The organism is Nocardia sp. NPDC051052 (assembly GCF_044456045.1).
Classification (GTDB): domain Bacteria; phylum Actinomycetota; class Actinomycetes; order Mycobacteriales; family Mycobacteriaceae; genus Nocardia.
In genome coordinates, this window is sequence record NZ_JBITFL010000008.1 from 214,669 (window position 1) to 238,259 (window position 23,591).

The 23,591-nt window shown below is 65.8% G+C and carries 20 protein-coding genes; 9 read left to right on the plus strand and 11 right to left on the minus strand.

Annotated elements, in window-relative coordinates; genetic code table 11:
• The first annotated feature begins 2 nt into the window (after window positions 1-2).
• Together ACIBCN_RS27625 and ACIBCN_RS27630 are read left to right on the plus strand one after the other, a co-directional pair.
• Window positions 3-1,337, plus strand: coding sequence for a cation:dicarboxylate symporter family transporter (locus ACIBCN_RS27625; RefSeq protein ID WP_396994589.1), 1,335 nt, complete (start codon window positions 3-5; stop codon window positions 1,335-1,337).
• Window positions 1,337-2,512, plus strand: a complete 1,176-nt coding sequence (locus ACIBCN_RS27630; protein ID WP_396994590.1) for a mandelate racemase/muconate lactonizing enzyme family protein — start codon at window positions 1,337-1,339, stop codon at window positions 2,510-2,512. The genes ACIBCN_RS27625 and ACIBCN_RS27630 overlap by 1 nt, the downstream gene beginning before the upstream one ends.
• A 230-nt stretch (window positions 2,513-2,742) precedes the next feature.
• Here ACIBCN_RS27630 and ACIBCN_RS27635 read toward each other — a convergent pair whose 3' ends face one another.
• The 7 genes from ACIBCN_RS27635 to ACIBCN_RS27665 all read right to left on the minus strand — a co-directional run bounded on the left by ACIBCN_RS27635 (window position 2,743) and on the right by ACIBCN_RS27665 (window position 10,140).
• Window positions 2,743-4,089, minus strand: a complete 1,347-nt coding sequence (locus ACIBCN_RS27635) for a cytochrome P450 (RefSeq protein ID WP_396994591.1) — start codon at window positions 4,087-4,089, stop codon at window positions 2,743-2,745.
• A gap of 160 nt (window positions 4,090-4,249) precedes the next feature.
• The gene (grpE, locus tag ACIBCN_RS27640) at window positions 4,250-4,765 is read right to left on the minus strand and encodes a nucleotide exchange factor GrpE (RefSeq protein ID WP_396994592.1); all 516 of its coding nucleotides are present in this window, start codon (window positions 4,763-4,765) and stop codon (window positions 4,250-4,252) included.
• Window positions 4,762-6,294: an Hsp70 family protein gene (locus ACIBCN_RS27645; RefSeq protein ID WP_396994593.1), complete on the minus strand. Its 1,533-nt coding sequence runs from the start codon at window positions 6,292-6,294 to the stop codon at window positions 4,762-4,764. The genes grpE and ACIBCN_RS27645 overlap by 4 nt, the downstream gene beginning before the upstream one ends.
• Window positions 6,291-7,550 carry a tetratricopeptide repeat protein gene (locus ACIBCN_RS27650; protein WP_396994594.1) on the minus strand — a complete coding sequence of 420 codons (1,260 nt, stop codon included), beginning with the start codon at window positions 7,548-7,550 and terminating at the stop codon, window positions 6,291-6,293. The genes ACIBCN_RS27645 and ACIBCN_RS27650 overlap by 4 nt, the downstream gene beginning before the upstream one ends.
• A 472-nt stretch (window positions 7,551-8,022) precedes the next feature.
• The gene (locus ACIBCN_RS27655; RefSeq protein ID WP_396994595.1) at window positions 8,023-8,865 is read right to left on the minus strand and encodes an ABC transporter permease; all 843 of its coding nucleotides are present in this window, start codon (window positions 8,863-8,865) and stop codon (window positions 8,023-8,025) included.
• Window positions 8,825-9,661, minus strand: coding sequence for an ATP-binding cassette domain-containing protein (locus tag ACIBCN_RS27660; protein WP_396994596.1), 837 nt, complete (start codon window positions 9,659-9,661; stop codon window positions 8,825-8,827). Before ACIBCN_RS27660 ends, ACIBCN_RS27655 begins: the two co-directional genes overlap by 41 nt.
• Entirely contained in the window at window positions 9,658-10,140 is a 483-nt protein-coding gene (locus ACIBCN_RS27665; protein WP_396994597.1) for a MarR family winged helix-turn-helix transcriptional regulator, read from the minus strand. Before ACIBCN_RS27665 ends, ACIBCN_RS27660 begins: the two co-directional genes overlap by 4 nt.
• 145 nt (window positions 10,141-10,285) lie before the next feature.
• On the opposite strand from ACIBCN_RS27665, the gene ACIBCN_RS27670 reads away from it, so the two are divergent.
• Entirely contained in the window at window positions 10,286-11,224 is a 939-nt protein-coding gene (locus ACIBCN_RS27670) for a helix-turn-helix domain-containing protein (protein ID WP_396994598.1), read from the plus strand.
• A 185-nt stretch (window positions 11,225-11,409) separates the two neighbouring features.
• Here ACIBCN_RS27670 and ACIBCN_RS27675 read toward each other — a convergent pair whose 3' ends face one another.
• The 4 genes from ACIBCN_RS27675 to ACIBCN_RS27690 all read right to left on the minus strand — a co-directional run bounded on the left by ACIBCN_RS27675 (window position 11,410) and on the right by ACIBCN_RS27690 (window position 16,038).
• The gene (locus tag ACIBCN_RS27675) at window positions 11,410-12,705 is read right to left on the minus strand and encodes an NtaA/DmoA family FMN-dependent monooxygenase (protein WP_396994599.1); all 1,296 of its coding nucleotides are present in this window, start codon (window positions 12,703-12,705) and stop codon (window positions 11,410-11,412) included.
• Between the two features lie 149 nt (window positions 12,706-12,854).
• Window positions 12,855-13,766, minus strand: coding sequence for a ketopantoate reductase family protein (locus tag ACIBCN_RS27680; RefSeq protein WP_396994600.1), 912 nt, complete (start codon window positions 13,764-13,766; stop codon window positions 12,855-12,857).
• Window positions 13,763-15,040, minus strand: coding sequence for a glutamate synthase-related protein (locus ACIBCN_RS27685; RefSeq protein WP_396994601.1), 1,278 nt, complete (start codon window positions 15,038-15,040; stop codon window positions 13,763-13,765). The genes ACIBCN_RS27680 and ACIBCN_RS27685 overlap by 4 nt, the downstream gene beginning before the upstream one ends.
• Complete coding sequence (locus ACIBCN_RS27690; protein WP_396994602.1) at window positions 15,037-16,038, minus strand: asparagine synthetase A; 1,002 nt, start codon at window positions 16,036-16,038, stop codon at window positions 15,037-15,039. The genes ACIBCN_RS27685 and ACIBCN_RS27690 overlap by 4 nt, the downstream gene beginning before the upstream one ends.
• A gap of 666 nt (window positions 16,039-16,704) precedes the next feature.
• On the opposite strand from ACIBCN_RS27690, the gene ACIBCN_RS27695 reads away from it, so the two are divergent.
• The 6 genes from ACIBCN_RS27695 to ACIBCN_RS27720 are packed head-to-tail and all read left to right on the plus strand — an operon-like array spanning window position 16,705 to window position 23,586.
• On the plus strand, window positions 16,705-17,817 hold the full coding sequence (locus tag ACIBCN_RS27695; RefSeq protein WP_396994603.1) for an LLM class flavin-dependent oxidoreductase: 1,113 nt from the start codon (window positions 16,705-16,707) through the stop codon (window positions 17,815-17,817).
• Between the two features lie 44 nt (window positions 17,818-17,861).
• Window positions 17,862-19,094, plus strand: coding sequence for an MFS transporter (locus ACIBCN_RS27700; RefSeq protein ID WP_396994604.1), 1,233 nt, complete (start codon window positions 17,862-17,864; stop codon window positions 19,092-19,094).
• Window positions 19,091-19,579: a cobalamin B12-binding domain-containing protein gene (locus ACIBCN_RS27705; RefSeq protein ID WP_396994605.1), complete on the plus strand. Its 489-nt coding sequence runs from the start codon at window positions 19,091-19,093 to the stop codon at window positions 19,577-19,579. The genes ACIBCN_RS27700 and ACIBCN_RS27705 overlap by 4 nt, the downstream gene beginning before the upstream one ends.
• Window positions 19,579-20,817: an acetyl-CoA carboxylase biotin carboxylase subunit family protein gene (locus ACIBCN_RS27710; protein ID WP_396994606.1), complete on the plus strand. Its 1,239-nt coding sequence runs from the start codon at window positions 19,579-19,581 to the stop codon at window positions 20,815-20,817. Before ACIBCN_RS27705 ends, ACIBCN_RS27710 begins: the two co-directional genes overlap by 1 nt.
• The gene (locus tag ACIBCN_RS27715) at window positions 20,814-22,337 is read left to right on the plus strand and encodes a hypothetical protein (protein ID WP_396994607.1); all 1,524 of its coding nucleotides are present in this window, start codon (window positions 20,814-20,816) and stop codon (window positions 22,335-22,337) included. The genes ACIBCN_RS27710 and ACIBCN_RS27715 overlap by 4 nt, the downstream gene beginning before the upstream one ends.
• Window position 22,338: 1 nt before the next feature.
• Complete coding sequence (locus ACIBCN_RS27720) at window positions 22,339-23,586, plus strand: methylaspartate mutase (RefSeq protein ID WP_396994608.1); 1,248 nt, start codon at window positions 22,339-22,341, stop codon at window positions 23,584-23,586.
• The last annotated feature ends 5 nt before the right edge of the window (window positions 23,587-23,591 follow it).

A 23,591-nucleotide genomic window follows, 5' to 3' on the forward strand; every position in this document is an offset into this window, starting at 1 on the left:
CCATGAGCAGCACGGCAATCGAGGCCATGCCAGAGTCGACGACGCCTCATCCGCGGTGGCGGCGGCTGGCCACCAACACCAGCTTTCAGGTGCTGGTCGCGGCGATTCTCGCGGCGATCTTCGGCATCGTCGCGCCGGATGCGGCGGCGAGCACGCAGCCGATCGCGAAGGCGTTCATCGCGCTGATCCAGATGCTCATCGCGCCGATCGTGTTCTTGGTGATGGTCACCGGGATCGTCGCGACCGGCGGGATGAAGGCGGTGGGCCGGATCGCGGCGCGTGCGCTGATCTACTTCGAGATCGTGACCACGGTGGGCATGCTGCTCGGGCTGCTCGCGGTGAACCTGTTTCGGCCCGGCGCGGGTGTCGCGCCACCGGCACACGCCTCCGGTGATCTCTCCAGCTATGTGAACGGCGGTGCGGACCACAACTCGTTCGGCGAATTCCTCTCGGAGATGGTGCCGGACAACGCGGTCAACGCGTTCGCCACCGGCAGCATCATCCAGGTGCTGATCTTCGCGGTGCTTTTCGCCATCGCGTTGCTCGAGATGCCGGATCGGATCTCCCAGCCGATCGTGGACGGCTGCGCCAAGCTCAGCGACGTGTTCTTCCGGATGATCGGCATGATCATGCTGCTGGCGCCGATCGGCACCTTCGGCGCGGTGGCCGCGACGGTCGGCAAGTACGGGCCGGAAACCCTTACCGCGCTGATGAAGCTGGTCGCGATCTCCGCGATCGCGCTGGTGGCGTTCGTAGTCGTGGTGCTAGGCGGTGTTTCGCTGCTCGCGGGCTTCTCGCTGTGGCGGCTGATCAAGGTGCTGCGCAAGGAGTTCGCGGTGGTGCTCGGCACCTCGTCGTCGGAAGCCGTGCTGCCGCAACTGATGCAGCGGTTGGAACAGGTCGGTTGTCGCCGCAGCGTGATCGGTCTGGTTGTGCCGACCGGGTTTTCGTTCAATCTGGACGGGGTGGCGGTGGTGGTGCCGATCTGCGTGGTCTTCATCGGCCAGGTGTACGGCATCCCGCTCGGCTTCGGTGACCAGCTCGGCTTGTTCCTCATCTTTCTGGTGCTGTCCAAAGGCACTGCCGGGGTGAGTGGTTCGGCCTTCATCACGCTGGCCAACACGGTGGCCGCGACCAGCCTGGTGCCCGTCGCCGGACTCGCGCTCGTCCTCTCGGTCGACCGCTTCCTCTCGCTGATGCGCGCCCTGACCAACGTCCTCGGCAATGCGGTCGCGACCGTCGTCATCGCGCGGTGGGAACCCGACGGCCTCGATCGCGAACTCGCCGCCCGCGCCATCGGGCTGACCCGCCCGAAAACCACAGTAGGAGACAAGTAATGCCAAGAATCGTCGCGATCCACGAAGGTGTGGTGCCGATCAGTTCCTCGATGAGCAACGCGTTCATCGACTTCAGCGCGATGGACTGTTCCATCGTCGCGGTGGTCAGCGATGTGATCAGGGACGGTGAACCGGTCGTCGGCTACGGCTTCAATTCCAACGGGCGCTACAGCGCGGGAGAGATCTTGCGCCGCCGCGTCATTCCGCGGCTGATGCAGGCCGACCCGGACGAACTGCTGACCGAGGACGGCGCCGCCATCGACCCGGCCGTGGCGTGGAATCTCATGCTGCGCAACGAGAAACCGGGCGGCCATGGCGAGCGCTCGGTCGCCGTCGGCGTGATCGACATGGCGCTGTTCGACCTTGCCGCCAAGCTCGCCGGATTACCGCTCTACCAGTGGCTCAGCCAGCACTACGATCTCGGCGCACCGGACGAGGACGTGTTCGTCTACGCCGCGGGCGGATACTACGCACCGAACAAGGGGCTGACCCAGCTCCAGGAAGAGATGCGCGGCTTCCTCGACCAGGGCTACGACGTCGTGAAGATGAAGATCGGCGGCGCGAGCCTGGCCGACGACGTCAAACGGGTCGAGGCGGTGCTCGAGGTACTCGACGGTGACGGATCGCGCCTGGCCGTCGACGCCAACGGCCGATTCGACCTGGATACCGCGCTCGAGTACGGTCGCGCCCTGGCGCCGTACGGCCTGTTCTGGTACGAGGAACCCGGCGACCCGCTCGACTTCGCCCTGCACACGACGCTGTCGGAGCGGTACCCGGGCCCGCTGGCCACCGGCGAGAACCTCTTCTCGCTGCCCGACGCGCGCAACCTCATCCGCTACGCGGGCATGCGCCCCGACCGCGACTACCTGCAGTTCGACCCGGTGCTCGGTTACGGCCTCGTCGAATACCTGCGGATCCAGGACATGCTGCGTCAGCACGGCTGGTCGTCACGCCGTTGCATCCCGCATGGCGGCCACCAATTCTCGCTGCACATCGCCGCGGCCCTGCGTCTGGGCGGCAACGAGTCCTATCCCGGTGAATTCCAGCCCACCGGCGGCTTCGCCGACGCCGCCGTCATCGAGCACAGCCGGCTGCGGCTCACCGACACACCCGGCATCGGCTTCGAAGACAAGGCTGAACTGCACCGAGTCTTCCGAGCGCTGCACACGGGGTAGTACCTCCCCACCACAGGGCCGCGGACCGGTTAAGATCAACGCGGCCCATGCGGACGTGGCGGCGTCCCTGGGTGTACGGGGAAGTGGCCCGCCCGGCGGATTATCGACCTTCCGCTGGGCGGGCCACACACCGCTCGCGCTCCGGTGCTTCGAGAATCCGCCCGCCTCGGCAGCCGTGCATGTGCACTATCGCCGTTCGAGAATCCCAGCCATCACCACAGTGCCGGTGTTCATCGTCGGCGGTAGCGGACGCGGCACGGTTGCTCGAGCTGCACCACCATTTTGGAGTGGTCATTGCGGTAGGTGTCTGACGGCTGGGCGAGCTCGAATTCCCAGTCGCGCAGCAGAATCGAGAAGATCGCTTTGAGTTGCATGAGCGCGAACGGGGCGCCGACGCAGCGGTGGCGGCCCGCGCCGAAGGGAATCCAGGTCCAGCGGTTGATGATGTCTTCCTGGCGCGGATCGAGGTAGCGGCTCGGATCGAAGGTGTCCGGGTCGGGGAAGTCCTCGGGAATCCGGTTGGAGATCGCGGGCGTGGCCGCCACCATGTCGCCGGGTGCGATGCGGTGCCCGCACACCTCGAATTCGTCGCGGGCGATACGCATCAGGATGATCAGCGGCGGATGCAGCCGCAGTGACTCCTTCAGTGCCGCCTCGAGATTCGGGATCTGGCGCAACGCGTTGTGACTGACTTCCGAACCGTCGGCGTACAACTCGTCGAGCTCGGTGACCACCGTGCGCAGCACGTCGGGATGTCGCAGCAATTCGATGGTCGTCCACGCCGCGGTGCCGGAGGTGGTGTGGTGTCCGGCGAACATCATCGAGATGAAGATGCCGGTGATCTCGCTCGCCGAGAATCGTGGTGCGCCGTTGTCGTCGCGCACCGAGATGAGAATGTCGAGCATGTCGCGAGAGTCCTTGCCGGACGGTGGATTCGCGGCTCGGCCCGCCATGATCGACTGCACCAGTTCGACCAGTTGCTCGCGTGCCTCGTCGCGGCGGCGGAAGCTCTCGATCGGCGCGTAGGGGTCGACGTAGGCCAGCGCGTCGGTGCCCTGTTCGAGCTCGTGGTAGAGCCGCGCGAATCGCGCGTCGAGCTCGTTGCGGAACTTCACGCCGATGAGGCAGGCCGAGGACGTGTAGATGGTCAGCTCGGCGAAGAACTCGAGCAGGTCGATTTCGCCCTCGTCGTCCCAGGCGGCCAGCATCCGATCCACCTCGGCGGCAATGGTTGCCGCGTGCCCGCGCATGGACTCGGCGCGCAATGCCTGGTTGTGCAACATCTCCTTGCGGCGCTCCGGGCTCGCGTCGAAGACCACACCCGCGCCGAAGATCGGCGTCATGAACGGGTAGGCCGCGCCCTGGTCGAGATCGTCGTCGCCGGAACGGAAGAAGAATTCGTTCGCCTCCGCACCGGACAGCAGCACGACGTCACGCCCGGCGAGCTCGAAGGTGCCGATGTCGCCGCATTCGGCACGGACTCGGCGCATCAGCGCGATCGGATCGGTGCGGAACTCATCGAGATGCCCATGCTTATCCGCGCCGCCGGACACCCGCTGCGGCTTGACCAGTGTCATCGGAAATCCTCTCAGCAGCCTGTCCAGATGCACGCTGGACATGTGTCTGGACAGTACTTCAAAGAGTCGTCCGATGCCCAACGTTTCACCAGTTCACCCCTCGCCGAACACAAGTCGGTCCGGAGCATCCCCCGACCGGTATCACTAAAGACCCGCACCCTCACCGGCGGCACCGAGTGTGTTCACCGGGTGGTGCGCCGGTAGCGGGGTCGTTGTCGGACTGACCGTAGACCGCGTCCACCAGCGCCGGGCGGACCACCCTGCCCAGGTATGTGTAGCCGCGGCGAATCAGGTTGTCTACGTGGAGGTTTCCGTCGGGTTCGCCTCGAAGGGAGCGGATTTCGTGGGTTTCGGGGTCGATCGATTCGCCGGGGTGGCCGAAGGGGTGGACGCCGCAGGTTTCCAGGATGACGTGGAGTTCCTCGATCAGGGAGGTGACGAAGGGGTCAGGGGTGTGCTGGTCGGCTCGGTCGATCAGGCGGGTGAGTTGCAGCACGACCGGGAGGAGGTATTCGGCGCCGAGGCCCGCTTCGGCGGTGGCGGCGCGGAGTTGCAGGGATTCGACGAGTTGGCGGTAGCCGCGGTCGTCGAGGAGGCGACGTTTGAAGAGTTCGGACAGACCGGCCAATTCTGTTCGGAGGCTGTCGAGTTGGTCGGCGACGGTGTTGTCGGTCATGTCACCTTCGTCCAGTTCAGTTCGAAGCGACTGGCTTCGACTTGGGTCGCCGTGAGGTTGGCGTCGCGTGCGATCTCCATTTCGCCCAGGTTGGTTCCGTCAACGAGGTCGACCACCTCGATGTGCAGCGTGCCGTCGAGGTCGCAGGAGAAGACGACTCGGATCGGGGAACCGGCCGGTCGTTGGGCGAGGGTGAGTTGGGCGGTGCCGAGAATACGCACGTATTTGGGGTCGACGCCGTTCTCGTCACCTTCGGTGACCTGCAAGAACAGCAACTCCTGGCGATCTACGACGGTTGCGAACCAATCGGCGGTGATCTGGCACGGCACGGTCATGTTGGGTCGCACGACCATCGCGTTGGACGGCACGCCGTGCTCGTTGTCGGCCACCACACCCAGACCGTGCGACACCACATCGCGAATCGCAACAGTGCGTCGACCGGCCAGGGCCGGCGGCCGGCCCGCCGACTCCGCGTGCCGGAGTTCGCCGATGATCGCGGCGCCGAGCGCGACCGCCTCGTCGGGATGGATCGAGACATCGGCGGACCTGCCCGTGACCCGTTCGACGAGGTCACGCACCATCGGCATGCGCGTCGAACCGCCGACCAACAGCACCTTGTCGAGGTCGCGGTAGGTGAGCCCAGCCAATTCCACGGCTTCTTCGACGAGATATTCGCAGCGAGTGAGCAGATGGCGAGACAGCTCGACGAATTCGGCCCGGGTCAGCCGCAATTTCGCGGAATGGTCCTGGTGGGTGATGAAGATGGTGGCCGACTCGGCGGTCGACAGTCGCCGCTTGGCGTCCTCGGCGCGTTCGCGCAGTTGCGCCCCCGCAGTGGAATCCTCCTCGAAACGCGCACCGCCCGCGCGCTCGAATTCCGCCCGCGCCCAGGTGATGATCGCGTTATCGAAATCGTAGCCGCCCAGCTGTGGGTCGCCGCCGACCGCGAGCACGTCGAAAGTGTCGCTACCGCAACACATTACGGTGACGTCGAGGGTACCGCCGCCCAGATCGACGACGAGCAGGGTGCCGGCGTAGTCGCGGCCGAGCCCGAAGCTCACCGCCGCCGCTGTCGGCTCGTTCACGATGCCGATGACATTGATTCCGGCGATCTCGCCCGCCTGCCGTGTCGCGGTGCGCTGCGCCTCGTCGAAGTACGCGGGCACGGTGATGACCGCGTCGGCGACGTATTCGGTGAGTTCGCGCCCGGCATTGGACACCAGGGATTTGAGAATCAAGGCCGAGATCTCCTCCGGCCGATATTCGCCATCGGTCGACTCCGGGAAGAATCGGTAGTCGGGATTTCCCATCTGCCGCTTGATGAACTGCACGGTATCCAGCGGGAAAGCGCTCAATTGCCTTTTCGCCTTGGTTCCGACGACGATGTCGGAACCGTCGAACAAGACCACCGAAGGTGTCAGACTGGCACCGTCGCGATTCGGGATTATCTCCGGTATTCCTGCCTGATTTATCGCGGCGACGGCCGAATAGGTGGTGCCGAGATCGATACCGATAACGCGTGCGCTCATCGTGCCAACTGACTTGCCGCTTTCCAACGGGGCACCCAGCAGGTCTTGTAGACGAGGAATCCGATGCCGCCGGCTGCCAGGATCGACAGGAAACCGACACCGGCCGCGCCGGAACTGAACAGAATGAAAGCCAGGACCACGGCAGCCAGGGGAATGCCGACCGCCCGCAGGCTGGAGAAGCCGAACAGGCCGGGAACCTGCCAGGTCATCTCCTCCATACGGGCGAGGTACGACAGGATGTCGCGCGCACGGTTGGCGATGTCGAGATCATCGGTGGGCAGGCTCTCGGCGCGGGTGGTGAGCTCGCGCATGGTGGCGATCTCGGCCGGTGAGGTCGCCGCGTAGGAGTCGTTGTTCTGCACGCGCGGAGTCTGCTCGGCCTTGTCGAGTAGCGCGCTGGCGAGGTAATAGGCGACCAGCGGCACGTCACGATGGGCGGCGTAGACCGGTTCGATCACTTCGAGCGCCTTGTCGACCTGGCCGTGTTGCAGATAGACCCCGCCGATGGCGACCTGGTAGATGTACTCGTTCGGCGCGAGCCGTGCGGCGGCTTGATAGCTGTTCAGCGCGTCGGACCACTGCCCCATCTGCTCTTGGATCAGGGCGGTCTGGAACAGGTAGTCGGGGTTGTTCGGCGCGATGGTCGTGGCCTGCCTGGCCTCGTAGATCGCGTCCTGCAACTGCCCGAGGCCAGCATTGGCTCGGGCGCGAATGATCCACGCCTCGGGCGAGTTTCCGGCGGTGTGGGTCGCTTCCCTGGCCGCGTAGGCGGCATTGCGGTAGTCGCCGCGGCCGAGCGCCGCGCGGGCCTTGGCGACCCAATCGCCGCCACCCTGCACCGCCGCCGGTGCCGCGACGCCGCCCGCGTTCAGGTCGCGGTCATAGGCTTGTCGCTTCGGCGGCTCGAGCAGGATGTCGAATGCCTGACGCAGCAGGCTCGTCTTCGTCTCGGCTTCCTGGCGCGTGCTCTGATCCGCGCTCGCGGTCCGTTTGGTCCAAATGCGGGTTGCTCGTTTGTGGGCGTCACGAATGGTGTCCGCCGAGGCGTCGCGCTCGACGCCGAGAAGATCGTAATAGTCGACCTGCACGGTCACTGGCTTACTCCAAATCGGTTGCGGAAAGGCTACTGCTGCGAACTCGGTCACATCGTAGGAATAACATCGCGCCGGCCGCGATTTCTCCCCACTGTGACAGTCCGGCTGAGGCCGCGGTATCGGTTGTTCGGTGGACAAATCGACCGTTTTGCTGTCAGTCATCGGGAGGACAGACAAGCCGCGGCGGACTCGATACCGTTCCCTGGCGAAGTAGTGAACGAAACAGTCGAAGGAGAATCGCTGTGGCCGGTCTGAAATGCAAGTGCAATCGCCCGCTGGTGGATTGTCAGGCGTGCAAAGGAAAGGGTGGGGGATCCGACTTCGGGAACCACCTGAATTGTGGTCAGTGCGATCGAGGGTTGGTCTGCCCGGACCACGGCAAGAACTGGAAGTAACCTGTCGGCGGTGCCCGGTGGGCACTACCAGGTGTGCACTTTGCGGCAGCGCGGGCAGATAGTCGAGCAGGTTCGCATCCGCCCCGGACCCCCCGCCGCGCGCGGCATCGGCGCGCCAGGATCCGCACCCTCACTCGGGATTCGCACTTGGAATAGGGCCCTAGAGCGAGGCGGGTCCCGAGTGAGGGTGTGGATCCTGCTTTCTCGACGACAAGACTGGTCGAGGTGCCAGCAGGTCGCTAGCGGGTGAGGCGTCCGAGAAGGGCTGAGGCGCAGGCGATTCCGAGGAAGGTCGCGAGGACGAGAACGCCCAGGTCGGTCCAGAGGTGGTAGGTGCCGCCGATAAGGAGTCCGCGCAGTGCGTCGACTTCGTAGCTGAGGGGGTTGATGTGGCTGATGGCGCGCAGCCAGGTGGGCATCAGGTCGAGGGGGTAGAGGGCGTTGGAGGCGAAGAACAGTGGCATGGTGATCGCTTGGCCGATGCCCATCAGGCGGTCTCGTTTCACCACGAGACCCGCGATGGTCATCGAGAGGCATGCGAAGAAGGTTGCGCCGAGGAGCACGGCGACTACCGCGGCGAACAGCTTCAGCGGGTTCATCGTCATGTGCACGCCCATGATCAGTGACAGCACGACGATGATCAGCACCTGGGATACCGCGCGTACCCCTGCGGCGAAGCATTTTCCGGTGATGAGCGCGGCTCGGGGCGTCGGGGTGGCCATGAGCTTGTTGAGTATTCCGGCGTCGCGGTCCCAGATCAGCATGATGCCGTAGAAGATCGCGATGAACAGTGCCGATTGCGCGATGATGCCCGGCGCGAGGAAATCCAGGTAGGGCATGTTCCCGGTGGGGATGGTGTGCAGCCGGGCGAAAGTGGTGCCGAAGATCAGCATCCAGAGTGCCGGTTGTACTGCGCGCGTGACGAGTTCGGTGCGGTCGTGGCGCAGCTTCTGGAGTTCGACCAGCGCGAAGGTGTTGATCCGGGAGCCGAGGGCGCGCAGTCGGCCGATGCCGTGCGGGGCCAGTCGCAGCGGCGGGTAGTCAGCCGGCGCGTTGAGCGGTTCGACGGGTGCTTCGGACACCACGCAGCCCTCCTTCGGTGGTCGAGTCCTCGTCGAGCGCGGCGCCGTGGTGGCGGAAGACGTCTTCGAGGGTGGCGTCGGGGCCGAGTGCCGCCTCGAGTTCGGTGGGGGAGCCGACCGCCTGCAGTTTTCCCTTGTGCAGCAGCGCGACTCGGTCGCACAGCAAATCGGCCTCGGCCATGTAGTGGGTGGTGAGCAGCACCGTGGTGCCGAAGCGGTGGCGCAGATCGCGCACCCGGTCCCAGACGCTGTCGCGGGCAATGGGATCCAGGCCGACGGTGGGTTCGTCGAGGATCAGCAGGGCGGGCCGATTGACCAGGGCCTGGGCCAGTTCCAGTCGGCGGACCATGCCGCCGGAGTAGCCTGCGGCGAGCCGATCGGCCACGTCTAGCAGGTCCATGGCGGACAGGACCTCTTCCACCCGCTCGGCGCGTGCGCGGCGGGGTACGTCGAACAGTCGCGCGAACCAGGTCACGTTCTGTCGGCCGGTCAATGAACCCTCGATCGAAAGTTGTTGCGGTACATAGCCGAGGTTGTAGCGGATATCGATATCGCGCCGCCCGACCTCGAATCCGAGCACCCGGACGGTGCCCTCCTGTACCGGCATCAGCGTGGTCAGCAGGCGGATCGTGGTGGTCTTGCCCGCGCCGTTGGGGCCGAGCAGGCCGAAGACTTCGCCGCGTTCGATGCGCAGGTCCACCTGGTCGACCACGATGTGCTCGCCGTAGCGGTGGGTCAGGCCCGTGCATTCGACGGCCGGGCTGTGTTGTGGTGGGGCAAGGGAATTCGTGCTCATCGCCGTGTCCTCTGTTCGTGCTCGTGCAGGATGCCGGTCAGCTTGCCGACCACCGCCAGGCCGTGGATCAGCTGCTCGCGTTCGTCGGCGGTCAGCTCGTCGAGCGCGGCGGCGACCAGTCCGTGTCTGCGCCTGCGGGTTTCGTCGACCGTCCGCTGGACCGGCGCGGGCAGGCTCAGCCGGGTCGCGCGCCGGTCGGCCGGATCCGGTTCGCGCACCAGCAGATCCGCCTTCACCAGCGCGGTGACGAAGGTCGACACGCTGTTGGGGGCCAATCCCATTTCGGTGGCCGCGGCCTTGACCGAGATGTGCGGGTTGCGGCCGACGAGGCGCAGAAACTCCGCCTGCGAGGCGCTGACGCCGGGCTGATCGAAGGATCGGCCGACCAGCCGCCCGATCTGTCGGCGGAAGCGGCCGAAGGTACTCAACAGTCGCCCGACCAGCTCCACCTGGGCCGCGGTGTCCAGCTGCGCTTCCATGTCGTCATATTAGCTCTGACACAGAGCTAAATCTAGAGGGGTCTGCGTTGCTTGGCCGGTCGTAGGGGACAGCAGCCCCAAATGTGCGCACATTTGCACGAACATCCGCAAGCGCGGTCGGCTGGGAAAATGCCAAACTCGAAGGGTGAAGAAAGATCGAGCCTATGCGCGTGACGAGCCGGCCAGCGCCCAGGACAGCACGAATATCGGTGATGTACCGACCGTGCTCCGGCGGATGCTTGGCTCGCGACTCCAGCAGTTACGCAAAGAACGGAAGCTGACCCAGCAGGACGTCGGGGTCGGAATACATACTTCCGCCCCGACGATCAGTCGCATCGAATCCGGCATGGTCGGGCTCCGAACTTGCGACGTGATCAAGCTGCTGGAGTTCTACGGCGTCACCGATCCCGAGGAGCACGACAGGTATCTGTCGCTGGTGCGACTCGGCAACCGGCCCGGCTGGTGGCATCGTGACAGTGATTCGCTGCCCAAGGGATTCGAGTTGCTGAACCTGGAGTCGGCCGCCCGCACGATTCGCTGTTACGAACCCGCGGTCGTTCCCGAACTGCTGCAGACGCCGGAATACGCCAGGGCGGCACTGCGATTACGTTATCCGGAGCGGCCGGAGAGCGAGATCGACCGGCTGCTCGAGGTGCGACTGCGGCGCCAGGAGATTCTCGGCCGTCCCGGCGCACCGTACCTGTGGATTCTGGTCGAGGAGAGCGCGCTGCGCAGGCCGATCGGCGGTACCACGGTGTGGCGCAATCAGATCGAGCGCCTCGGGGAGGCGATTCAGACAGCGAACATCGTCATGCACGTGGTCGGCGACGAGGTCTGCGGGCAGGCGATCGCGGGCAGCGCGTTCCTGTATCTGCGCTTCAACGAACCGCAGTTGCCCGACGTCGTATGTGTCTCGCAACCGACCAGCACGCTGTACCTCGAAAGCTGGGAAGACATCAAGCGTTACCGGTATATCGCCGACCTGCTCGCCATGCGGGCCGCACGACCGAGCGAAACCGCGAGTCGGCTGGAGTCGCTCGAAGCCGGGCCGGCAGTGCCCGGGAGCGGAACAGAGTCGGCATGAATTCGACACCACCCCAAGAAGAGTCGGGACCGCAGCCTGCGGAGTCACGCCCGACGGGCCCGCCGTGGCTGGAGTTGGCGGCCGCGGCGGTCCTCGCGATCCCGGCAGGTTTCTTGACCGATTGGCCGACCGCGGTGCAGGTGCTTGTCACCATTTTCGGAGGCATGATCAGCGTCCGCCAGGTGTCAGATCGTAGGTAGGGGAGGCAGTTCGAGGTTGTCGCGGAAGGTGGCGCCGAGGTAGTCGGTGCCGATGATATTGCGGCGGCGAAGTTCTGGGAGCAGGCCGTTCAGGAGGAAGTCGCGGGTGCGCGGTTCGGCGAGGCCGCCGACGCTGAGCACGTCGAGTACGCCCGCGTCGTAGCGTTCGGCGATCGCGTCGGCGAGTTGTTCGGGGGTGCCCGCGGCGGCCCAGTGGCCGGTGTCCTTGGCCGCGATGATCAACTCGCGCAGTGTTTTTCCGGAACGGGCGAAGCCGCTGAAGATTTCGGCTCGGCCGCGCCGCCGGTGTATCGAACGTAGTTCGGGCAGTGCCTGTTCCGGGATCGGCTGGTCCAGGGGGAGTTCGGACAGGTCGATGCCACCACCGAGCATATCGGCGAGCGCGATGCGACCCGCGTCGAAATCGGTGGCCTCGGCGCGCTCGCGGACCAGTTGGCGGACCTCGGCTTCGGAGGCGCCGTAGGTCGCGTGAAACGAACTCATGATCAGCGGCAGTCCGTCCGCGCGCCCCAATTCGGCTGCGCGAGCGCGGATCTTCTTCGTGTAGGTAATGGCGTCGTCGAGGGTCGGCAGCGAGGTGAAGACGACCTCGGCGAAGCGCGCCCCGAGTTCGATGCCCGCCTCGGACTGACCGGCTTGGAACTGCACCGGGCGTCGCTGCGGTAACGGCGGGATGTTCAACGGTCCGCGCACCGTGAAGTGTTTGCCCTCGTAATCGATCGGACGGACCAGATCCGCGTCCAGGATGGCGCCGCCGTGCCCGTCCGGGGTGAGCGCGCCGGGCCGCCAGCTGTCGAACAGCGCGTTGACGACCTCGAGCGATTCCGTGGCGCGTTCGTACCGTTCCTCCGGCGACGGCAGATCCTGGTCACCGTAGTTCTCCTCGCCCAGCGACGAGGTGACCGCGTTCCAGGCGGCGCGCCCATTGCTGACGTGATCGAGGGTGCCGAACAGCCGGGCCAGGTTGTACGGATGATGGAAAGTTGTTGTCACCGTGGCGATCAGGCCGACATGAGTGGTCACCGCACTCAACGCGGACAGGAAGATCAGCGGCTCCTGCGCCCCGATCGCTCCCTGCGCCCCGAAGCTCAACAGATCCGCGGCAAACAACGCGTCGAACCCGTTGGCCTCGGCCAGTTTCGCGATCTCGATGGCCGAGGCCGCCGTGGACTGCCCCGGATCCACCGCCGCACCGTATACCTCCGCCGAACCACTCACTCCGGTAACGGTTTTCAACGGCCGCCGCCGCGTAGCACCCACCCCTCGACGCTATGGCTTCCGCTCACTCCCCGCGATGGTTACCTTCTGCGTGAACGAAACCCCCCGTTTCGGGTTCGAGTCAGGCATCGGGCCGGCCCTTGCCGCCGAGTTGGCCGGGGCGGGTGCGTCAATGACCGTGAACGGCCGTTCTACTGAGTGGGGGAAGATCCGTTGCTCAACGGGGTGAGGGCGGCGACCAGTCGCTCGGTCAGGGGCACCGGGGTGGTGTGTTGGTGGGCGATGCGGAGTAAGGCGCCGCCGATCGCGTCTAGTTCGAGGGGGCGGCCCGCTTCGGCGTCGCGTTGCATCGACGACTTGGCTTCCGGGGGGAAGGCGTCGTAGAAGCGTAGGGCTGCTTCGACATCGGAGGCGGGGTTGAGTGCGGCGATTTCGGTGACTAGGTCGACCAGTTCGGTGCGGTGTTCAGTGCGCAGGGTGCCGACGGAACATTGGTGGTGGGTGGTCAGTAGGGCGAAGGGGGCGAGGAAGAAGAGTTTGGCCCAGAGCATGGCGGCTTCGTCGTCGCGTGTTTTCGCTGGTACGCCAGCGTCGTTGAGGAGCGCGACGAGGGCGTCGAGGCGTGCGGGTGGGGTGGTGGCGCTGGCGAGATCGATCTCGATGAATGGGCTGCCGTGTTCGATGGAGCCTGGTGCGACGCGGTTCGACGCGACCCGTATCACGCCGGGTACAACCAGTTCCGGGCGATACCGCTCGCGGAGGGCCGCGGGATGTTCGATTCCGTTGAGCAGCGGTACAACCAAGCCGTCACCGAGGACAGTAGGGGACACCCGGTCGACGGCCGCGGCCAGGGCGTTCTGCTTGACAGTCACCAGGCACAGGTCCACGGGTTCACGTAACTCGGTGTCCGCCTGAGCTTTTACGGTGAAGTCGCCGAACATCGCACTGCGCACGTGCATTCCGTGCTCCTGCACGGTGCGCGCCGTCACGGTTCCGCCGAGGAAGGTCACCCGGTGCCCGGCGCGGGCCAGCAGCGCGCCGACCAGCCCGCCGACACCGCCGGGGCCGAGAACCGCCACGCGCCATGGTCGCTCTGTAGTCATCGCATCCTCTCGTTGGTAGCAGGGAACCATATGTCCTCGGTGGCCAGATCGGCGGTCCGGTACTTTCCGAGCGCGCTGATCAAGAGCCGGAGTTCTAGGTCGAACGCGGCGAGCAGGTTTGTCAGTCCATGATCGGCGTTCTCGTCGGCGGCGACCAACGCGGCCCGGCCGAGGCCGACGGCCGAGGCGCCGAGGGCCAGGCATTTGACGACTCGGGTTCCCTCCCAGCATCTTCCGGAGACCAGCAGGCTGTGGTCGTGCCGGTCGCGGTCGGCGACGCGGTGCAGACATTCGGCCAACGGCAGACCGACATGATCGAGGAAACCGTGTGGTGCCCAGCCGGTGCCCGCCTCGGCGCCGTCGATGGTCACCGCGTCGGCGCCTGCCGCCCAGGCGACCTCGGCGGCGTCGGCCACGTCCCGGGCCGGCGGCAGCTTCACCCAGACACGGCAGCGCGGATAGTTGTTGCGCATCAACCGGATCTGCTGACGCAGGATCTCCTCGGTGAAGGTGCCGGGGGTGGCCGAGCGCAACACCGAGGCATCGGCGGCGTCGTAGATGTCCAGGATGTCGTACTGCGCCGACAGATGCGCGGCGCGTGCGCGGGGGATGAGGGTCATGCCGCCGATGCCGGGTTTCGCGCCCTGGCCGACCTTCAGCTCGAAGGCGAGGCGACCGGTGGCCAGCAGCGGCTCGCTGGCCGGGTCGCTGTACACCAGGTTCCAGACCTCGGCGTCGGCGTCCTCGGTGCTCTGCTGGACGATCACGCCGCCGAGATCGTCGGCGGCCCGCTTGGTGTATTCGGTGAGCCGACGCAGCAGTGAGCTCTGTTCCTCGTCGGCCATCCGCCCGTATCCCGAGACGGGCACGATGTTTTCGCCGATCACCATCGGCACGCCCGCCGCGCCGGCCTGCCCGGCGACCGCGACGCCCAGGTCGCCGTTGGCCACGGCGGTGGATCCGAACGCGGAGACATACACCGGCAGCGTCGAGCGCAGACCGCCGATGGTGGTACTCAGATCGACGTCGCCGGCCAGCGGTTCCCGGCCGAGGTCGAACATCTTCTCCGCGCGCAGCGGCACGAACACGGGCGGCACCAGCCGGGCGTGGTCGATCGCGTCCCTCGCCTGCGCACCCGGCGCGTCTGTGTCCTGACCCTGCCCGAACAGGGTCGAGCCGTACCGCGCATTGTCCGGAAACACCGAACCCGCCGCGGTCCGCGCCCGCGCCCGCACCTGCCGCTCGGGAAATCCAGGAGCCGACAGCACACTCATGGACGTAGCTCCCCAGGGATTTTGGGGTAGGCGGTGGCCTGCCAGACCGCGTCGAGCCCGCCGAGGAATCGGGTGAACCGCTCGACACCGAGGCCGAAGCCCGCACTCGGCGAGAGTCCGTCCCGGGCCAGGGTGAGGTACCACTCGTATTTGGCTGGGTTCTCGCCGGTTTCGCGCATCCGGGTGAGCAGCGTGCGGTAGTCGGACTCGCGTTCGCTGCCGCTCATCATCTCGCCGAAGCCGCCGGGGAAGATCAGGTCGAAGTTGCGCAGCATGCCAGGCTCGTCGGGGTTCTCGCTGTCGTAGAAGCCGCGTGAACCCTTGGGGTAGTCGGTGATGAAGAACGGGCGGGTGGCGGCCGCGGAGATGATTTCCTCACCCTGCCAGTCGATTTCGGTGTGCTCATGCTGGTCGTGGCCGAGGTCGCGCAGTTCGGTCACGGCGGTGGTGTGCCGCCTGCGGTCGTAGGGCGCCGCGAGCACCTGCTTCAACTGTTCGAGATCGCGGTCCAGGATCTCCAGCTCGCGCTGGGCGCTGCTCAGGACGTATTCCACCGCGTGCTTGGTGAGGCGTTCGGCCACGTCCATGGCGTCTTCGCGCGACCCGTTCGCGATCTCCACATCGAGCTGATGGAACTCCGCGAGATGCCGATGGGTCACCGCGGTTTCCAGCGGCTCGAGCCGCACGTTCGGGGCCACGTGGAAGATCTTGTCGAAGGCGAGCAGCGACGCCTGCTTGTAGAGAATGCCGCTGGTCATCAGCTTGTAGCGATGACCGTAGTAGTCGATATCCACCTGTTTCGCGCCGCGCGCCCCCGGGTCGGTGACCGGGCCGATGATGGGCGGCAACAGCTCGGTGAAACCCTCAGCGGTCAGGAATTCGCGTGCGGCGGCGAGGAATCGGGCCTGCACGGTCAATGCCGCAACGGTTCGTTTCGACGTGAGATGCGCCCGCGGTAGTGGCGGCGCGGCTGCGGTCGGTTCAATCAATTCAGGCAAAGTCCGATCCGTTCAATAGTCGTGCGGGGGAGCTTGTCGTTCACCGGCGCGATGTTCGTCGAAACCGTGAATAGCAAGATCGGACGCGTGTGGCGTCGGAACTCCGTCCCGTGTATTTCGCCATCTGAAATATGTAGGCAAGCCGAAGGTGTTAACAGACGCCCGAGGATTTCTCGTATGCAATGGGTCGACTATCGGCTAACGTATATATCCGAGATTCTTTCCAGAATGCTCGGTAACTGGTGGGAAACTATTGCTTGACGGTTTACGTCGAACCCCCCGTTCCTGTTGTGCTGGAATGCTTACGCACTGGTAGCGGCCCAATTCTCCCCTGTCTGGGCGTTGCCGTCCACCCCCCGAGCGGGGGGATTTCACGCGGAAGATCATTTGCTGGATGAGCGCAGAGTTCGGTGGCCGAACAATTGTGCAAGTGTGACGTGCAGGCAGCTTATACTCCTTTGACAGCGGCGGACAGTCGAGGTAACTTTGCCTTAACAGGGCAGGGGAAGCCGGCACGGGGGCGCGACTTCCTTTGGGAGCTTCCGGGGGGCACAGCTCCGGACGTGTGCATTCTGAGAGGGTGGTCTTGGATCGGCTATTGCCTGAATTGGTGCTGCGCGCCTTATGCTGCCTCCGTTGCGATACCGGAAGTGAAATCCGATAAAAATGAACTACGACCGTACGAACTTCGCCCCACTGTCCCAGACCCGAAACCCGGGCGAGGGGGAGCTGCGGTTCCATTGGTGTGCGCCGCTGGACAGCGGGCAACAGAAGGCGACCGAGAAGTACCGAGTCGGCGAACTCGACTTCGACGGGATGGTGGACTTCGTACAGGAGGCCGACGCGCTCGGCGTCGACTCCCTGCTGATGGGCATCGCCGACTACATGCCCGACCCGCTGCCGATGATCGGCGCGCTGGTCCGGGAGACCGAGAATGTCACCTTCATCCTCGCCTACCGGCCCGGCCTGCTGTCACCGACGCTGTTCACCCAGGTCGTGAACACGATCTCCTGGATGTCCGACGGACGCATCTCGTTGAATCTCGTCGCGGGCATCTCGCCCGCAGAACAGGCGGGATACGGCGATTTCGTCGCCCATGACGGACGTTACGCGCGCACCCAGGAGTTCCTCGACATCTGCCACCGGTTCTGGAGCGGGCAGTCGCCGCTGTCGTATGAGGGTGAGCACTACGTGATCAAGGAGGCCGCGCTCGGCCTCGGTTACAAGGGTGGCGGCAGGCCCGAGATCTACCTCAGTGGCGCTTCGGAGATCGCGCAGGAGACGGCCGCCATGTACGGCGACTGCTGGCTGCGCTACGGCGATACGCCCGAGGGAATGGGCGCCGCGGCCCGGCCGGTCCTCGACAAAGGCGCCAGGGTCGGTACCCGTATGCACATCCTGGCCAGGGCGACGCGGGAGCAGGCGCTCGCGGATCTTGCTGCCATGCAAGAGAACCCGGACGAAAAACATCGGGAGTGGGTCGCGCAGGTCGTGGCCGCCTCGGATTCCGTAGCCGTGAAAACGACCTTCCGGCTGGCCGAGCAGGCTGCCGATGACTGGCTGTCGCCGATGATCTACTCCGGCTTCGTCCCCTATCGCGGCGGACCCGCGCTGTGTGTGGTCGGCAGCTATCAGGAGGTCGCCGACTACCTCTACCTGTACAAGGCGGTCGGGGTCAGCGAGTTCATCTTCTCCGGCTGGCCCACCCGCGACGAGATGCGCATCTTCTACACCCACGTCCTGCCGCTCATCCGGGATCACGAGAGACGGCTGGGGTGAAGCAGCGGGCGGTGCCCAGGCGCCGGGGGAATGCAGCCGACGGGGTGGGTAAACGCAGCGCACTGTTCGCCACCGGGGTTCTGCTCGGACTCGTTGCCGAACAAGTTGTGCTTTTCGCGGTGCCGCTGTTGATCTTTCACGACACCAAGCAGGTCTCCACTCTCGGCTTCGCGTTCGCACTCGAGTGGCTGCCTGCCCTGATCGCGTATCCATTCGCGGGTCTGCTCGCCGACCGTGACGGTGGCGCAAGGCTTTTCACCAGGGTTGCGGTGATGCGCGCGGTGATCCTGGTCGTGGTCGTGCTGGTCTGTCTCGCCCGGCCGGGTTGGCTGGTACCCGCGTTGATGACCGGTGGTGCGTGCCTTTCGGTGTGCGTGGCGCCCATCCGGATGTCGATCGAAAGGATGGTGCCGCAGATCGCCCGCGACTCGCAGATCGCCACGGTGCAGTCGCTGGTACAGAACATGGAGTTGCTCGCCATGGCGCTCGGACCGGCCCTGGCGATTCTGGCCGCGGCCTTCCTCGGCAAGCTGTGGCTGCTGCTCGTCGCAGCGGGCGCGTTCGCGATCAGCGCGGTGACCTGGCTGCCGCTGCCACGGCCGAAGGTGCGCACCGCCGTCGGGTGGGCGGCCCGAGAAGTGCTGGCGGAGTTGGCGATCGGGTGGCAACTGATGGTGCGCATCCGTCCGGTGCTGCTGCTCGGCATCCTCAACTTCACCATCAACCTGGTGGTCGGCGTGCTGATCGTGTCGAACGCGGCACTGGTCACCGACGTCTTCCACGCGCCCGACTCCGCGTACGGCCTGCTCAATGCGGCCGTCGGTGTCACCGGGCTGCTCAACCTGCTGCTGATGCCCGCCCTGCTGCGCCGCTTCGGCGTCGAACCCATTGGGGCGTTGGGCTTTTGGCTGATGTGCGCGACCGTACTGATAGCCGCCCTCGCACCCTCGTATCTGGTCTATGCCCCCGCTTTCGTCGTGATGCTCGTCGGCGACGCGCTCTACAACATCTACAACCGCACCCAGCGGGTGAAGGTGATTCCCCGTGCGCATCTCGGCAAGGTGATGGGTCCCTTCTATCTGCTCAACCTGTTGTCCTATCCGATCGCGGGCCTGCTGATCGGCGGTCTGGGCGCCGACATCGGCGCACAACGACTCGCGCTGTGGCTGGGCGGCCTGCTCTGCCTGTTCGGCGCGGTCTTTCTGCCGTTGACGATGGCCAGTTTCCGAAAAGCCTTGCTGGCCCGCGAGAACGCTAACGTTGAGGTCGTGACATGAACGCTCGTTTCCGGTGTGTGCTGAGCACCGTCGAATCGGATTCCCATCTCTGGAACCTGGTCTACCTGCAGAAGCTGCTCGAGGAGCACGGCGCGACGGTCAACAACCTCGGCACCTGTACGCCGGTGCGGCACGTGGCCGACGCGATCCGCGCGGACCGGCCCGACCTGCTGGTCGTGTCGAGCGTCAACGGTCACGGTTTTCACGGCGCGCAGGTGCTGCTGTCCGGCCTGCGGGAACGCGGGCTGGAGGTGCCGTGCGCGATCGGCGGCAAGCTGACCACCGCGGTTTCCGACGACGACCGGGTCCGCCGCACACTGCTCGAACTCGGCTACACCGACGTGTTCCTCGGCGACGACGCCATCGAACGCTTCCGCGGCTTCCTGCGTTTCGGTCTGGCCCAAGGGTTTTCGGCCTGGCACGCGGACCCGGCGCTGATCAGCCCCTGGGACAGCGCGGACGCGGCGACGCGAGAGGTGTTCTGATGCATATCGTCATCGTCAATCGGTGGCCGCGGTTCTTCGACGGAATCCGATGGGACAACGAGCTCACCCGCTACGAGGAGTTCGTCGATCACGAGGCCAACCGGGTGAGTTACGTCGTGGATGGTCCCGGCGCCGACGGGGTGCTCGCGGATCCGGCGAAGATCGCCTGCCTGGTGCGGGTCGAGGACGTCAACGATGTGACGGCCCTCGGTGCGGCCGTCCGGGAGATCACCGAGCGGGTCGGCCCGGTGGACGAGCTGATCGCCCTGTCGGAATTCACCCTGGAGATCGCGGCGAAAGTCCGTGCGGAGCTGGGGATTCCGGGGCCGACCCTCGATGAGGTCGCCGTCTACCGGGACAAGGTGCGGATGAAGCAGGTGCTGGACGAAGCGGGCATCCCGGTGCCGCGCTTCGCCGCCTGCGAGAGTCCCGACCAGGTGCGGGATTTCGCGGAATCCTGCGGCTATCCGCTGATCCTCAAGCCGCTCGGCGGCGCCGCCAGCATCGGGGTGCGACGGGTGGACAACGCCGCCGAATTGGCTGCCGCGCTGACCACCCTCGAGCTGGCCGATTATGAGATCGAGGAGTTCATCGCGGGGCAGATCTACCATGTGGACGGCTTCGCGGATGACGATGCCCGCGTCGCGTTCCAGGCGGTCTCGCGCTACATCAACGACTGTCTGTCCTTCGCGCACGGCACGCCGCTCGGCTCGGTCCTGATGGGGCCTTCGCCGCAGCGCACACTGATCGAGGAATTCTCGCGGCAGATCATCTCGGCACTTGGGCTGCGGCGCTTGCCATTTCACCTCGAGGTATTCCTCACCCCGTCAGGTGATCCGGTGTTCCTGGAGATCGGCGGGCGAGTGGGTGGCGCCGAAGTACCGCACCTGCTGTACCGGGTGTTCGGCGTCAATCTGTACGAGATGTTTCTGCGCGTGCTGTCGGGTGGTCCGGTCCCGCCGGTGCCCGAGGTGGTCGATTCCTCCGGGGGTTGGCTGATCATGCCCAAGTCCGCCGAGCGGACCGAGCGGGTGGTGCGGGCCGCGTCCATGCGGGACCAGGTGCCGATCGTCTGGCGTGAGCTGTTGCCCGCGCCGGGCGAGGTGCTGGCGCCGGGCGGCGCGTACGACGCGCTGCATCGGGGGCGCTTCATCGTGTTGCACGAGGATGAGCACGTCGTCGAGGCCGGCATCCGAAAGATCATCGAGAACTTCGACTTCGAGGCGGAACTGCTGTGAACAACGGACATGCGGCCTCGGACCTTCGTCGCTCGCAAGCGCTCCATGATGCCAACGCCGACCTAGTGCGCTACGAGCAGCTGATCGGCTTCCTCACCGCCGACGAGCGCCTCGGCGTCGCGGCCGTCGGCGACAAGTTGATCGAGGACGCGGGCGGCCTCAGCAAGCTCGCCGACTACAAGGTGATGGTGGCTTACGGCGGCGGCAAGGACAGCACCTATGTCGTGGCCTTCGTGCGCGCCGTGCAGTTGCGTCTGCAACTCGCGTACGGCAGAACCTTCCTGATGCGGGTGGCGAACATGCGGCACGCCGGGGTGGTCAGCGCGGTGATGGAGAACATCGATCGGGTGTATTCCGCGCTGGGCCTGCTCGACGATGAGCGGGTCGACCTGCTCACCATCGACCACACCGAGATTCGCCGCTTCCGTGTCGATCTGCCGCTGCCGGACAAGCTGGTGGCGATCAACCGGCTCGACGTGCTGATGAACGGGCACCGCTCGGCCGGTGACGGACGGCCCACCTTCTGCAATAGCTGCAACCTCGCGGTCGCCGACTTCTACGGTCGCGCCGCCTGGTGGCGCGGCGGTGTCGACGCGATCATGACCGGCGACTCGCGGCGCGAACAGGCTCTCTATGCCGCGTGGATTCTGCGGCTGGCCAAGGGAATCGGCATCGACGTGCAGCGCAAGGGCATGACGTTTCAAGACCTGCTCGCCGCGTTGCGCGGGGTCGGCGACGCGTATTTCCGTGAATTGTTCGGCGACGACGAGCACGAGCCCGCCGAACGTGAAGTGGCGGTGGGTGATCGGTCGGTGCAGCCCACCTTCGTGTCCATCTATGACCTGGTGAGCTATCGCGTGCACGATCATTGGGATCTGATCGTCGATTTCCTCGGCTTCCGATTCGATGATCTTGCGTTCAGCTTCACCGAATCCGATTGCGCCAACCCGACTCTCATGGCCCACCTGCGGGGGCTGCGGGTCGAATGCGTCGAGGGGCGGACCTATCAGGCCGGGATCCACGAGTACCTGGAGTTCGCCGAGACGATGATGCGCCGCAAGGAAATGCCGGACCGGCTCATCGATCTGGCGCTCGGCCGCTACGACTCGCCGGAGAAGATCGACAGGCAGCGCGAAGTGGCGGCGACGTATGCCGAGAACGCGTTCGGGCTTGGCGAGGACGAACTCGTCGCCATGGTCTTCTCGCCGTTCACCAATGCGGGTGCGCGACTGGCAGAATTCGTCGAACGGTGCCATCCCGAGCGGGTCGACGAGATACCGGCATTGCATGCCGCGCTGCGCGGCGAGCCGGGCACCGACAGCGCCGCCGGATGGCTGGCGGAGGTGTCCGGGCTGTCCATCACGCACCTGCGCACGCTGTACCGAAGCGCGCTGGTCGATTTCGCGGCCGGTGACACCGTGATGGCCAGGGTGCGCGCGGGTGATCCGCACAAGTCCCAGGTGCACACGGTCGATGCGCGATCGGGATTACCCACGCTCGAGCTGATTTCGGGCCGGTGACGTGGCGGGGTTCTTCGACAGTTTCGTGGCGGACCGGGCCGCCGCGGGGCAGTTGATTGTCCAGCCGCGGATGGGCATGGGCAGCCTCTCGGCCATGCGGTCGGGTCTGGCCAGGGTGGCCCACCTGGATTTTCCGGTGATCGGGACGCTCACGCTAGACAGTTACACCCGTGTCGGCGATTACCAGAGCCCGCTGGAACGCCTGGCCGCGGGGGAGGAGTTGAACGGGTATCCGCTTGTCTCGCACTCGGTGTCGGACACCCGGAAGGTGCTTGCCGGGCTGTACGGGCCCACGTTTCCGGTCCAGGTGCGCCACGGCACCGCGCTGCCGCTGCGGGTGTTCCAGCGGCTGGTCGAGGTCGGTCTGGACGCGACGGAAGGTGGGCCGGTCTCCTACTGCCTGCCCTACAGCAGGCTGCCGCTGCGCGAGGCGATCGAGGCGTGGGCGGAGAGCACCCGGTTTCTCGCGGGCGCGGCCGAGTTCGGCCATATCGAGAGCTTCGGCGGCTGCCTGCTCGGTCAGCTGTGCCCGCCGTCGCTGCTGGTGGCGATGGGGGTGCTGGAAGGGTGCTTCTTCCGGCAGCACGGCTTGCGGTACATGTCGTTCAGTTACGCGCAAGGGACGCTGGCCGAGCAGGATCGTGGCGCGTTGCGGGCGTTGCGAACCCTCGCCGCCGAGTACCTGGGCGACGTGACCTGGCATGTGGTGTTCTACACCTACATGGGTCTTTTCCCGAGGACGCCCGATGGCGCGACTCGGCTGATCCGCGACAGTGCCCGGCTGGCCATGGCGACCGGGTGTGAGCGGATGATCGTGAAGACGGTGTCGGAGGCGTGGCAGATTCCGTCCGTCGCCGAAAACATTGCGGCGCTGCGTATCGCGTCGGAAGAGGCGGACGGGCCGCTCGATCCGGCTGCTCCGGCCGAGGCGCAGTATTTCGGTGAGGTTCTCGATGAGGCGCGGACTCTCATCGACACGGTGCTCGACCTCGACCCGGATGTGGGGGTGGCGCTGCTGCGGGCGTTCGCCGACGGGCTGCTCGATGTTCCCTACTGTCTGCATTCCGACAATCTCGGTGCGACCACCTCGGTCATCGACGAGCAGGGTGCGCTGCGGTGGGGGAAGTTGGGGCGACTTCCGTTGCCCGCCTGCGCCGGTCGCGAGGACCTTGCGCGGCTCGGCTCGGACGCGCTCTACGGGATGCTCGACCACGTCGCGAATAGTTATGACAGCAGGCTGATTCCATGAACGAG